Genomic DNA, 13,320 nt, shown 5'->3' on the forward strand with positions numbered 1-13,320 from the left:
ATTTGCAATCCTTGCAGGAAAAAGAAAGAATTTCTATATTATGCACAAGCAATTTTCATTTTGCAGCGTGATTGCTCACGCGTAGCAATTTAGCTCTCAACTGTCCAAGAATTTTTGCACATCTGAACGACGATGGTGATTTTCCATCGTTCTTTTATTCTGACCTTCCTGTGCAAGCACTTCAGATTGATCTGCTTGGCCGCCTATGGATTTCAGCTTTTGATCAGCGAGTCAGTTCCACTGGCACAGTAAAAACTCGCTGTAAATGATCGCGCTCGATGAACTCGATAGTCCCAAAGATCCGATAACCATCAGGAGGAATTCTTGGGCTGTTAGATAAAGTAAGCTCTAAACGATTGCTGACGAATGGGTACAACTTAAATATTCGATCCGTATCGTGATAAATTTTGATATTGATCGGGTCTCGAATGTAAAATTTTTCGGTCATGTTAAAACCCCAATCGCTATTATAACTGGAGTATGCGAAGGCTGCGGCCAGTTCAAGCGTATAGCGGCCGGTTGCGACCTGATCCAGCACTACCGTGAGCCGATCGGTAGTGAATGCGTCTTGATAAACAGCGGCACCTGAGGCATCATAAACACTTACAGCAAGATCAGTAAATTTTAGAAACGATTCGTCATCCACATCCAGCTCGAACTCCACCCGTTCTACGGACGATTCAACGGTGAAATCATAGCTAAATATATCGTCGTCACGGATCTGATGATGAACTTTGCGCTGGAAGCCTTGCAATTTACCGCGACCAAAGCCATAGAATGGGATGCTAAACTGATTCATTACCGTCAAAGCAGCGCTTGGTGCGCTCCCAGATGGATAGCGAATATCTGAAATCGGCAGCGGCTCGATCTTGAAACTTCCGAAACGAATGGAAAGATCGTAATCGGATGTCCTGAGATTCAGCAGATCGGCATAGACATCGATCTCCCAGATGCCTGGCTGCAATAGTTCCCCGGGAATTGTAACCAGCTCCTGGTTCTCTCCTCTACTGGTTACCTTTGGTGTCGAAGCATAATTGATCCCGGCTGGTGTGAAGATGAAACCGGACACCTCACAATAGCGATTGCTGGTCGGCGCAAGCGTGATTTGGCATGTGGTAGCACCAGGTGGCACAAGGAAAAAATAGCGATCGACATCTCCTGGGCTGAGACGTCGGCTGAGGAAGTTCTGCTGATATTGATTGCTATGGTCAAATTGATAAGGGATGACAATGGTTGTCATCAGTTCGAATTCCCGAGCAGCGGGTATATAACGTGGCTTTCCTGGGATCTTACGGTAGGCTAAGATCTTGCCGACGTAAAGCCCCGGGCTTTTCAACAAATCTGTTTGATAATCCACCATCACCCTAGCTGGTGATTCTCCCTGAATGTAAATCGATTTTTGTCGAGGTGAGAGCCAGGGATGAGATGCTTGGAGGTCGTAGGCCCGATAAAAATTGGCGCGTTCATCCGCGGTCAGGGAATCGGGGAAAATCGGGCGAATGGTGAAGGTTTGAGCTTCAGCATCAGCTGGATAATAGCTGCCCGTGCGCCAGTAAGCCGCTGAGGCAACATCGTCCGGTTGGCCTGGGGATTCAGTGGTGATTTGATAATCGAAAATAGCAACGCGGCGCGAATGGCTGGAATAATCTTTTAAAAATTGAAAGGCGGCTGGCACATTGATTACGCCATTGCCTTGGTCCAGATAATTATATCCAGCCAGAGGCTGAGCGGTGAATTTCAATGCTCGGTGCAATAGCAGATTGTTGATGATAAGTGCAGGAGCATTTTGCTGGCAAGCGCTCCACAACAGCGCCGCCGCACCAGCCACCTGAGGGGCAGCCATGCTCGTACCTCGCATCAAGCTTTGATCAGTAAATCTGGGGACCGTGGCAGCCGCTGCTCCTGGGGCCAACGCATCGGGCTTACCGAGCTCACCACCGCGGCTGCTGAAGTAAAATATTTTATCGTTACCTATTTTTGCCCCGTAGCAATCCCGCGCCACATCCACAGGGAGCATTGCCCCCACGGAAAACGCCAGACCAGCTGCCGCTGGACTCCCAATCGTCGATATGCCTGGACCTTCATTTCCATTGCTGACAGCCATAAAAATATTTTGATTATTGGAAAGAATATTGGAAACGATGTGATCGATATCGCTCTGGCCTTCACGAATAGAACCGATACCATAGCTCAGATTGACCACCACTGGCTTGTGGGTTCGTCTGGCAAAATCTTCAACAAAGTTGAGCGCATTCCGCATGCTGCCAGTTACGGTACAACTCCCTTCATAGTTGCCGCTGCCAATTTTGAGGCTGATAATCTGAGCGCCAGGTGCAATGCCATTGAAACCTGGTTGATCATAAAGCTCAAACCCGGCAGCTATGCCAGCCACGTGTGTCCCATGGCCACTATCATCAAAATGAAGAGAGACTTTGTCAAACGGATGAATGTTTAACGCTATGGTCATCGGTCGGCGATCGAACTTGGGGTCGCCACCCCGAAAATGAAATGTATCATAGTTCACCCGATAATCACGCAGCGGCTGTTCATCATCGATATGTCCATCGCCATCGGTATCGACGTAAGCGATCCAATAGCTGCTATCCGCTGCCGCTATGGGAAATGCAAGCACACCGAATTGGTCGTCCTGCCGACCGTTATTGTTGATGTCTGGCACATCGGAATTTTTGAGATGTTGTTCATCAAAATGACCGATGAAATACTCGCTATCGGCAGGCTGATGGTGGAGGAGATGATGGTTATAGAGCCGGAAGCCATCTGGATGCTCGATGAACTGTTCTCGACCTTCAGATTTGATCAGCCCGACGGAGAGCAGAACATCCCCCTGACCCGAGAAGTCCCGTGCGTCAATCACTTTCACCTGACCAGTGGAGGTTTTGAGCAGACCAGCCACGCTCATGTCCACACCGCTGTCGAGAATGAAAATAACAACCCCTCGGCCATCATATTTGGGGTACATTTGGAGGAACTGCTGAGCGCCGATAGCTGTTGTCGAAAGAAAGCTCCATTTGTTCTCCGATCTGCCCTGTGCGAGCATCAGCTTGCTGTCCAGGCCTGAAATCAAAAGGATCGCTAAAAAGATGATTGCAAATTGACGATTACGATGGTTGCCCATGAAGTCTTCTCCCAGAGACGATCGTCTATATCTTTTATCCTTTAAACACCACTGGCGAGCTGAGGTTGCATTTTTGAACAAAAACTTACAGCATTACGGCTGAAGAAAATTGCAATCAACAAGGGCAATTCCGATCCAATGGCTGAAGAAAATGAAGTGCCGAATTATTTGGATTTGATATAACCCTGTTGTTTTGATCGATGAAATGGCTATAGTATGCAGAGCAGCCGCTGCAAATTCTCTCCTAAAATCAACGCTTTGTGTGGATCTGATATTGGGAGTCGCTGAACGCGTTCAATATTTCTAATCAAATTCTCTCTTCCAAAGGGCGTATCAGAGCCCAACAAGACATGATCAGCACCAAAAGTGGAGATCGTTGCTAAAATCCGATGATCTGAAATCAGCGGCGTAGGGGAAATATCGAAATAGAGATTCGGTAATAGATGGGCATGGCGCGCGAAAATTTCAAGCCCGATGAGATGGGCGATGATGAAATTCGCCTCCGGAAATTTGCCAGCTAAACCAATACATTCGATCACATCCCTTCTACTGTAAAGATGCAGAAAAATTGGAAGCCTATGCTCAATGGCAAAACGAACCACCTCAGCGAATAGCGGATCGTCCAATTGAAAATAATCCGATGGTTGGTGCAATTTGATCATTTTGAAATGCCAGTCCCGATAGCATTGGACCAGTTCGGACAATGCGTTTGGAATTTTTGGATTGAGCCAGTAGCATTGGATAACCCGCTCTGGGCAGTGTTGGGTCAGTTCATATACGTATTGATTATCGGGAGCCAGGTGGCGTCGGATGGTTGGATATGTCAACAGTCGAATGATTCGGTTAATGGGAAACATCAGATCCGAGCGGGGGAACCAATGCGCCAAACGCGGTGAATTCTGTTTTCGCTCATTGCTTGGCAGCCCAGGACACAGAACGACCTTCGCAGCATGCGCGCGATCCAATGTTTCAACGAGATTTTCAGCCCGAAAAAATTCGCCGCTGGAATGGGCATGTCCGTCGATGATCATCGGTCAGCTTTCGTATTGATGAAAATGGAGAGATAATGAACTAGGCCGATTGGCTCGGTCATTTGCCATTGAAAACCGTAACGAGATACGATCTCTGTAACAGTATTGGGCGCTAATCGGATCGAAAGCGGAGGACCGGGATGGCTTTCAACTTTTTCGAATTCGATCACAGCAAACCGACCTCCCTGCTTTAATATTCGTTCGATTTCTTTTAATACTCTGTCATCGGTCTTTTCCGCAACGAAGTCGTGGAGCACGGTTGCTAATAAGCAGATATCAGCACAAGAGGTTTTCAATGGGATGCATTGGGTCGCATTAGCCAGCACTGGGAGCACGGTGGCGATCTTTCGGTGCTTGATTTGTGAGGCCAATTCGATGAGGCCTTCTTGCCAAAGATCAACAGCATAAACTCGGCCTTGACTACCGACATAATCGAATGCCGCCAGAGCATAATACCCATAGCCGCAGGCAACATCCAAAAATACCATACCTGGACGCAATTTTATGGCATTAAAAAACCGAACTGAATCGATTTTGTCAAAGCTACTTCCCCCAGCGGCGATCGGTTTATGATCCATACTTACGCCTTGGTTTATTGGTAGATCGGATTTTGTTTCCGACAAAACTCTTCGAGTCCGCGGAACACTGCTCTGGCTAATCGATCTAAGAATCGATCGTCCATCAGCAGCATTTCGTCCTCTGGATGGGACATGAAGGCCCCCTCAACTAAGACGATGAGCATATCGGTCTGCCGAGTTACATAATAATCAGACTGGATAAATCCGAACGGCGTCAATCCCAACTCGAGCAGATAAGGATAGATCGCCCGAGCGAGCTCGCAATTTTGTGGAATAGTGAAATAGGTGCTCGTGCCTCGAACTGCCAGTGGATCTGAGCTGGCCCCGATAGAATTATTATGGAGCCAGCAGAAAATATGGGTGTTGGCCCGTCGGGCGATATTGATGCGCTCCGCAAGACTCAGCGTGGTATCGGTTTGGCGCGTCAATACCACTTTTGCCCCGGCCGAATCCAAAAGTGCAGCCAATTTTTTGGTGTAAGCTAAGTTGACGTCTTTCTCCATTAAACCTGTTGCTCCAACCGCGCCAAATTCTTTGCCCCCATGTCCAGCATCGAGGGTGAAAATAAGCCCTGCCACTGGACTCTTCGGCGGTGCAGCGATCTTTGGCGTACGACGGATCTCCAGGATCATCTTGCCGTCCCCAAATCGCACTCTGTGCCCCCACTGCTGCGGCTGGTTCAGCTCCACGATCAGCTTGAACACATCAGCGCTGGGCTGTTGCCAGCGGATCAGTTTAATTGTGGTGTCTCGCGATGGATAAGTGATCCATTGAGAGGTGAGATGTGCGCCATAGACTATCAGCTCCAAAAGCGGGGGATCGATACTCTGTTGAATTTGGTAAGGGCAGTTCGTTTGGACGTTCATGCTAAGTTGAATCCAATCTCCATCAAATCCGATAGACGGCAGGCTGATGGTCGTTTTGGGGACTGGGGTGCCTTGCGGCAGTAACGTGACATCGCTGCTCGCCACATACGCGTAATCGGATTCGGTCAAATGGACTTTGAAATGGGTACCCCGCTGGCCGATGAGATGAAGCCGCACCCCAGGCGGAAGTATGGACATCACTCCCCAGCCCGATGGCGCCGTTTTCAGATGCGTCGTATTTTTGGTTTCACCAACGATCGGGATCGCATCCGAGACAACGCTGACCAGACCCTTGGATAGAGCTTGGGCTTTTTTACCATCGATCCCTCTCAATTCAAATTTAACAGGCCGTGGGCTAAAACTTTTTTTGGTGTGAAGCCGGATTGCCCCGGCATAAATGCCGCGCATCCCTTGCGCGTCGTCTGGCGGCAATTCTGTCATCGCAATATTCTTGCACAACCCCGGGATCGAAAACCAAGCTTTCCCACCCGGGCTTCCTTTGATTCTCACTTCCAATAGATCGCCTGACACCAGAACAATGTCCTCTTCTGGCCATGCAACGCGTGGATCCAGTTGGGTAGGACGCTCAGGGCTTACAGGGAGCGGCGGCGTGCGATAGATATGCAATACGGCACGCTCCTCGTTGCTGCTATCGCTGGCAATAATCGTGATCTCATTGTCCAAAGGTTTGAGATCCACACGACCGACAAAAGCACCAGACGGATAAACTCGCGTGGCTTGACCATTAATTGTTACCCTGGCAGCGGGCAGTGTACTGCCTGCAATTCGGATTTTGGTGTAGGTTACTGTATCCCCATCAATAGGAAAGCGAACGTGGAGCAGCTTTTGTTCGTTGGGCGATTGAGCAGATAACAGATTGGTCCAAATGAAAAAAGCAACGCACAACAATTTTCGGATAGTTAGCATAATAAACTCATTCACGAAATCGGCGCTCACTATGCGCCTCAACAGCAGCATAAACAGATGAGCCCCGCAGCGATCGATATTGGGGTGAATAAGCTGGTAGTGCTCATTGGGGCGTGCTTTGCCACTGGCACTGAAGCGCATCGGACATTGGCATGCATTCAGCACCTTGATGGCTACAATGAATTTTTATAGCCAGTAGAGGATTCTCCCGCAGCCTTCACAATAGATCACTGAAGTGTCTGTGCGACCAATGGCTGACAACGATGTCGGCAGCTTGATGAAACATCCCAAGCAAGTGTTATCCTCTTTCACTGGGACGATGGCACGCTTATAGCGTTTTTTGAGTTTCTCGTAGCTGTACAACAACGGCTTACTGATCTTCGCCGCCAACTCTTCCCTCGCATTTTTCAGCTCATCTTCCCGCTCCGCACTAAACCCCAGACGCTTCACTTCAGACACTTCCTCGATCATCATATCGAGATCTTGGAGTGCTACCAGCATGTCCAATTCGTTTTTTTTCTGCAAGACGCTTATCCCTTCGAGATGATTTCGGTAAATTCCTCAAACGTTTCTGCCTCGAGCAAGCGGCTTCGATTTTTGGCCTTGCTCAAAATCTCCACCATTTTCCCTAAAATTGGAAGATACATATTATTTTCATCCTGGGGCGGCGCGATGATCATAAACACCAGTTGCACTGGCTTCCCATCGATCGCATCATACTCGATACCTTGCTTTGACTTGCCAAAAGCAATCATGATGTCTGGGGCTGAGGTGGTTCGGCCATGCGGAATGGCCACTCCTTTGCCGATTCCAGTGCTCCCGAGGTGCTCGCGCTGCCTCAGCATTTCCAAAACGATTTCACTATTCTTAAGATATTTGACCTTGACGAATTGATCAACCAATTCCTTTAATAGTTCGTCTTTGGTCCTTGCCTTGAGATCAGGAAGAAAAAGTTGCTCATCAAAATATAACAATAAATCATCATTCTCCATAACTTTTTCCCTTCGACCAAAATGATGTTGTTCACCAATAGAACAGTGGTTTTCAATAGCGATAGATTTCACATCGCCCATCATAAATCCGCAGGGTAAACAATAGGCGTCGCTTGCATTTGATTCATTAATAGACCGCTCAGTCAAAAGATGGGTGACATCAGCCGGCCAGTCAAACCTCGAATTCATCGTAAATCACCTGCCGGAGTGCTGGACGAATATAAATGTGATTTAATTCCAGCAATCGCAATTCTGATGCGATCAATTTGATCTTGGTTTCGACAGGCAATTTGGGATTGATGATGAAGACGGATTTATCGGGGAGACGACAAAGGCCACCCGCAAAATCACCTTTTTCATAGCGGAGATCAATTGAAAGACTTTGAATGAGGTTCTCCAGCCCCTGCAAGATATGATGCGGTTTCATCGCGTCCAATTCTATAAATATTGTTCCAAGTTTTTTCGTTTCATTGCATCCACCAGGTCTTTGACCTGTTGGGCCATATCGCGACGGCAGATCAATAATGCGTCGTCAGTATCGATAATGATGAGATTTTCAAGCCCCAAAGTCGCAATCATTCGTCGCGGCGAATCTATGAGACATCCCCGCGTGTCCCGTATTAAATGGTTACCAATGATCACATTGCCATTTTCATCGTGATTTGAAATTTTATAAATTTCCTCCCAGCTTCCTACATCGTTCCAATCGAATTCGCCTTTGAGGACAAATACGCTGGCCGAATGCTCCATGACGCCATAATCGATGGAAATACTTTTGATCGTACAATATACTCTCTTAATCACCTCATCTTGCAACTTTGTTCCCAAATATTTTTCAATTTCCATCAATCCATCGTAAAGTTCTGGAAGGGCTTCTTCAATTTCTTTTAAAATGGCGTTCACTGACCAAATGAATATTCCGCTATTCCATAAAAAGTCACCGCTCGCCAAAAATCGATTGGCAGTGAGCGCATCGGGTTTCTCCGCAAAAGTCTTAACTTTGAAGACCTTGATCCCGTCGATTTCATCTGCCTGGCTATTGATCTGAATATACCCGTAGCCCGTGGCTGGATAAGTGGGATTGATGCCGATGGTCACCAGACGATGTTCTGTGGCAGCGACCTGCTCAGCCGCAGCTAAGACTTTCCGAAACAGCGGTTCGTTGTTAATTCGATGATCGGCTGGAAGCACCGCCATAACTGCATCGGGATCGCGATGCCTTAATATGACAGCACTCAGGCCAATGCACGGCGCCGTATTCTTCCCCTTTGGTTCGATGATCAAATTCTCAGGTTTTAAAAATGGAAGCTGCTCTCGAATCTCCTCTAATTGGGGCTCTGTCGTCACCACGTATATCTGATCCTGGGCGACGAGCCCGCTGAGTCGGGCAACGGTTGCCTGGATCATGGTTCTGTCGTCTAATATCTTCAATAATTGCTTTGGGCGCCGGGTTCGGCTTCGCGGCCAAAATCTGGTCCCTATCCCCCCAGCCATGATCACCGCATACATAATCGATCCTCCACAATGGAATTCATTCGTCTAATTTAAGAAAAACCCACCATAGCATATACCCACATCCCTCATCCATTGCATAAACTGCTCGATCGATGCTCGCCGCCTCGCCTCAAAGGATTCAAAACTATTTGATTTTGACCAGAATCATTTCGTTGAATTGGCAAAAGATAACGAATCTAATTTTAAAAATCAAGTGGTTTGTTAAGAAAAATGTATTGCTCGCGATCAGGACATCCCAAGGCATCTTAGACCAAATTGCATCTAAACCCACTATAACATTTTTCATTATTGGCATGATAAATATTGCAATTTTAGCCAAAATTATTTATCTTTAGTTTTGCATCTCTTTAAACTTTCCGCAACTGAGATGCAATTATATCATTGGTTGACGTTGGTCGCTGATAGTATCCGAGGAATTTAGTGGCATATTTCTATACGAGGAGGATATGAATAGCTCACCATCCGATCAAAGATATATTTCTCTTGATCATACCGGGGATATTCGGTTAAAAATTTTCGGCAAATCATTGCCGGATTTATTCGTCAATGCTGCTTATGCGCTATTCGATACGATTACAGAAGCGAATCGGATCGATGCTCAACTCTCTGATGAGATAATCGTTTCCGGGATCGATCGGGAAGAACTTTTGGTCAATTGGCTGTCGGAATTGAATTATCTGTTTGTGACCGAAGGAAAAGTATTCAATCGTTTTGAGATTGACCGGTTTAAAGATACTGAACTACATGGCATGGCAATCGGTGAAAAGTTTAATTCGCATAAGCATCCATTGCGGGCCGAGGTCAAGGCTGTCACTTTTCATGATCTGATGATTCAAAAAGTCGGCGACCACTGGGAAACTAATGTCGTGTTTGATATTTAAAAGAAAATGAGACTTTTGCACAATCAAAATTTTGCGATGATTCCGAAAGCATCCAGATGCCAGCCGACAAATGGGGCGAAATAAGCATAATTTTTTGTGCAAGAAGTCGATTCGAAGAAAAAATGGATGGGAGGTGCCACTATGACTGATATCAAATTTAAGAAAATTCATGATTATCTTTGGGAGATCCCTAAAGAAAATAAGATGAATGTCCCAGGCCGAATCTATGCTTCGAAGCCGATGATCGATAGAATTATGGAGGATAATTCTCCCCTTCAGGTGCAAAATGTGTCGCAATTGCCCGGGATCGTGAATTATTCTATGGCCATGCCAGATATTCACTGGGGTTATGGCTTTCCGATCGGAGGTGTAGCAGCGTTCGATTTGAGCAATGGCGTCATTTCGCCAGGAGGTGTGGGGTATGATATCAATTGTGGGGTTCGGTTGCTGCGAACCGCCATCTCCAGCTCGGATATTCAAGATAAAATCCCAGAGTTGGTGGATAATCTGTTTCATTACATTCCTTCTGGCGTTGGCTCAAAGGGCGATTTTAAGGTGAGTGAAAAGGATCTGAAGCAGGTGATGGTGAAAGGGGCGAGATGGATCGTTGAACAAGGCTATGGGGATGAATCTGATCTGGAAAAGATCGAGGAGCATGGGCAGATGGAGGGGGCCGATCCCAGCACCGTATCGGACAAAGCCATAAAGCGAGGGTTGCCGCAACTGGGCACGTTAGGTTCGGGAAACCATTTTGTGGAAATTCAATACGTCGAGGAAGTTTATGATGATTACCTGGCGCAAAGGCTCGGTTTGTTCCCTGGTCAAATCACGGTCTCCATTCATACCGGATCCCGAGGATTTGGGTATCAAATTTGTGACGATTATATTCACACCATGATCCAGGCTTCGCAGAAATATGGGATTGAATTGCCCGATCGGCAGCTTTGCTGTGCGCCGATCAATTCGCCAGAAGGTCAGAAATATTTTGCTGCCATGGTCTGTGCGGTGAATTATGCTTTTGCCAACCGTCAGGTGATTTCATATTGGGTGAGAGAGGCGTTCATGCGCGCCCTCAATCTGGGGCCAAAGCAGGTGCAATTCGATACCGTGTATGAAGTTGCCCATAATATCGCCAAAATCGAGACCCATATTGTGGATGGCAAGCCGCGACAATTCTGCGTGCATCGCAAGGGCGCTACGCGGGCCTTTGGACCTGGTCGTGTCGAGCTCCCAGAAATCTATCGGGATATTGGGCAGCCGGTGCTTATCCCTGGCGACATGGGGCGTTGCTCCTACGTATTGATCGGCACCAATACGGCGATGGATCAGACCTTTGGGTCGACTTGCCATGGCGCTGGTAGATTGTTGAGCCGCAATCAGGCGATCAAGGCGGCAAAGGGTCGGGCGATCCATCGGGAGCTTGAGGATCGAGGCATTATCGCTCGCGCAGCCAGCCGCGGAACCATGGCCGAAGAAATGCCAGAGGCCTATAAAGATGTCTCTGAAGTGGTTGACGCTGTGGTCGGTGCCGGTATCTCCAAGAAGGTGGCAAAACTTAGACCGCTGGGGGTGATCAAAGGTTAATTTTCCCAGCGAGGCGCGTCAATTGAATCGTTCGAGATGAGAGGAGCGAACCAATCATCTATCGAGTGATCAAATAAATTGAGACGATTATTCTAGGATGAGCGCTGATCTTGAGTTCGCTTATCTTTTGCCTGATAAAAATTATTTATGGATCACGATAAACCTAAAATATTGGTCGTGGATGACGAGCGTGGTCTGCGCGAAGGATGCCGACGGATCCTGGAACCGGAGGGCTACGAAGTAGATCTGGCCGAACATGGTCAGCAGGGATTGGAGCTATTGCAACAAAAGCAATATGATCTCATGCTCGTCGATCTCATGATGCCGGTGATGGGCGGGCTGGAGCTGATGGATCATGTCAAAGCGCTGCAACTGGACGTGATCATCATCGTGATCACTGGGTACGCGACCATCGAGACGGCTGTGAAAGCGATGCAGCACGGCGCTTATGACTATATCCCTAAGCCATTTTCACCAGAACAATTGCTCGCCGTGGTCAATCGGGGGGTGGAGCGGCAACAACTGCGACGGCAAGCCCAGCTTCTGATGCAAGAGCGCGACCGTCGTCTGTTGGAAATCGTCAATGAAAAGTCCAAGTTGCTTACCATAGTCAATTCTATGGCCGATGGCGTGGTGGTAATCAATCGCGACCAACAACTGGTATTGTGGAACCCGATGGCGATCAAGATGCTCGGCCTTTCTGGCAATCCAGAGCATGGCAGAGACATCGCGCAGATCATCCCAGATCATCCGTTGCTTCAGTTTATTCGTCAAGCCATGGATCATGATGCGGCCAAATATACTACGATCTCCGAAGAGATCGAGTTGGCCGAGCCATCACCGCATACGTTGATGGCTAATATTTCTGTGGTTCGTGACGAAGCGGGTGAAATGCTGGGCGTGGTGGCCATATTACGCGATATTACGCGGCTCAAAGAGATCGATCGGCTCAAATCTCAATTTGTCTCAATGGTCGCTCACGAGCTCCGCGCTCCGCTCTCGGCGATTGAAGGATATTTGACCGCATATCTCACTGGAGCGGCCGGCAATAATCCCGAATTTAATCGACAGATGCTGGAGCGGGCCAGACAGCGCGCTCACTCTTTGTTAGAATTGGTAAACGATCTATTGCAAATCGCCCGCATCGAATCTCAACGCGTCTCGAGAAAAAAAGAACGTTTGGATATCACCAAGGTAATTGCCAATACTGTGGCATTGTTTGATAATCAAGCCAAAGCCAGATCTATTGAAATATTGATGCGACTGCCCGACTCCTGTCCCCTCATCGAAGCCGATCAAAACGAAATGGAGCAATTGTTCTCGAATTTACTTTCCAATGCAATCAAATATAACAAAGATCAGGGGAAAATCACAATTGATGTGCAGCCGAGCGATGGATGCCTGAAGATCGACATCGGCGATACGGGGATCGGAATCAGTGCAGAAGATTTGCCGCAAATTTTCGATGATTTCTATCGCGTCAATCGGCCCGAAACGCGCTATATTACCGGGACTGGATTGGGGCTGGCGATCGTCAAAAAGATTGTCGAAGCCCATTTCGGCAGAATCGAGGTCAAAAGCAAGCTGAATGAGGGGACCACCTTTACGATCAAATTTCCATTGAAAGAAAATCGGCAGTGTCAGTGATGAATGATTGACGAGACGCTTGATTCTTATTGATCGAGTTAATTGAACTGCTTGTCTGAAGCCAGCCTGGTGTGGCCGATTTTGAAATATGAAAACAAGCATTGATTCATAAAAGATGTTCCGGCTGCATATCAATCCAAAATGATCTTCCATTTTCGTAAAA

12 protein-coding genes are annotated in these 13,320 nt (G+C 47.5%); 4 read left to right on the plus strand and 8 right to left on the minus strand.

Annotation, left to right across the window (positions count from 1 at the left end; all coding sequences use genetic code 11):
- Window positions 1-223: 223 nt before the first annotated feature.
- The 4 genes from ONB37_01890 to ONB37_01905 form a co-directional block, all read right to left on the minus strand.
- Window positions 224-3,136 carry a S8 family serine peptidase gene (locus tag ONB37_01890; protein MDZ7398893.1) on the minus strand — a complete coding sequence of 971 codons (2,913 nt, stop codon included), beginning with the start codon at window positions 3,134-3,136 and terminating at the stop codon, window positions 224-226.
- Window positions 3,137-3,345: 209 nt separating this feature from the next.
- Window positions 3,346-4,167, minus strand: a complete 822-nt coding sequence (locus ONB37_01895) for an amidohydrolase family protein (GenBank protein ID MDZ7398894.1) — start codon at window positions 4,165-4,167, stop codon at window positions 3,346-3,348.
- Complete coding sequence (locus tag ONB37_01900; GenBank protein MDZ7398895.1) at window positions 4,164-4,745, minus strand: class I SAM-dependent methyltransferase; 582 nt, start codon at window positions 4,743-4,745, stop codon at window positions 4,164-4,166. The genes ONB37_01895 and ONB37_01900 overlap by 4 nt, the downstream gene beginning before the upstream one ends.
- A 14-nt stretch (window positions 4,746-4,759) precedes the next feature.
- Window positions 4,760-6,538, minus strand: coding sequence for an N-acetylmuramoyl-L-alanine amidase (locus ONB37_01905; protein MDZ7398896.1), 1,779 nt, complete (start codon window positions 6,536-6,538; stop codon window positions 4,760-4,762).
- 57 nt (window positions 6,539-6,595) lie between these two features.
- Here ONB37_01905 and ONB37_01910 point away from each other — a divergent pair, with 57 nt between their 5' ends.
- Window positions 6,596-6,730 carry a hypothetical protein gene (locus tag ONB37_01910; GenBank protein ID MDZ7398897.1) on the plus strand — a complete coding sequence of 45 codons (135 nt, stop codon included), beginning with the start codon at window positions 6,596-6,598 and terminating at the stop codon, window positions 6,728-6,730.
- Here ONB37_01910 and ONB37_01915 read toward each other — a convergent pair.
- Genes ONB37_01915 through ONB37_01930 form a run of 4 tightly spaced genes read right to left on the minus strand, consistent with a single transcriptional unit; the run spans window position 6,725 to window position 9,039 of the window.
- Window positions 6,725-7,063 carry a C4-type zinc ribbon domain-containing protein gene (locus ONB37_01915; GenBank protein MDZ7398898.1) on the minus strand — a complete coding sequence of 113 codons (339 nt, stop codon included), beginning with the start codon at window positions 7,061-7,063 and terminating at the stop codon, window positions 6,725-6,727. The two genes, ONB37_01910 and ONB37_01915, sit on opposite strands and share 6 nt — an antisense overlap.
- A 5-nt stretch (window positions 7,064-7,068) precedes the next feature.
- Window positions 7,069-7,719 carry a PTS sugar transporter subunit IIA gene (locus tag ONB37_01920; protein MDZ7398899.1) on the minus strand — a complete coding sequence of 217 codons (651 nt, stop codon included), beginning with the start codon at window positions 7,717-7,719 and terminating at the stop codon, window positions 7,069-7,071.
- Window positions 7,703-7,957, minus strand: coding sequence for a hypothetical protein (locus tag ONB37_01925; protein ID MDZ7398900.1), 255 nt, complete (start codon window positions 7,955-7,957; stop codon window positions 7,703-7,705). The genes ONB37_01920 and ONB37_01925 overlap by 17 nt, the downstream gene beginning before the upstream one ends.
- 11 nt (window positions 7,958-7,968) lie before the next feature.
- Window positions 7,969-9,039, minus strand: coding sequence for a sugar phosphate nucleotidyltransferase (locus ONB37_01930; protein MDZ7398901.1), 1,071 nt, complete (start codon window positions 9,037-9,039; stop codon window positions 7,969-7,971).
- Window positions 9,040-9,491: 452 nt separating this feature from the next.
- Between ONB37_01930 and ONB37_01935 the strand changes: the two genes are divergently transcribed.
- The 3 genes from ONB37_01935 to ONB37_01945 all read left to right on the plus strand — a co-directional run bounded on the left by ONB37_01935 (window position 9,492) and on the right by ONB37_01945 (window position 13,157).
- Window positions 9,492-9,926, plus strand: coding sequence for an archease (locus ONB37_01935; GenBank protein ID MDZ7398902.1), 435 nt, complete (start codon window positions 9,492-9,494; stop codon window positions 9,924-9,926).
- A 150-nt stretch (window positions 9,927-10,076) separates the two neighbouring features.
- Window positions 10,077-11,510, plus strand: coding sequence for an RtcB family protein (locus tag ONB37_01940; GenBank protein MDZ7398903.1), 1,434 nt, complete (start codon window positions 10,077-10,079; stop codon window positions 11,508-11,510).
- A gap of 147 nt (window positions 11,511-11,657) precedes the next feature.
- Window positions 11,658-13,157, plus strand: a complete 1,500-nt coding sequence (locus ONB37_01945) for a response regulator (GenBank protein MDZ7398904.1) — start codon at window positions 11,658-11,660, stop codon at window positions 13,155-13,157.
- The last annotated feature ends 163 nt before the right edge of the window (window positions 13,158-13,320 follow it).

This window comes from candidate division KSB1 bacterium (genome assembly GCA_034506395.1).
Taxonomy (GTDB): Bacteria; Zhuqueibacterota; Zhuqueibacteria; order Thermofontimicrobiales; family Thermofontimicrobiaceae; genus Thermofontimicrobium.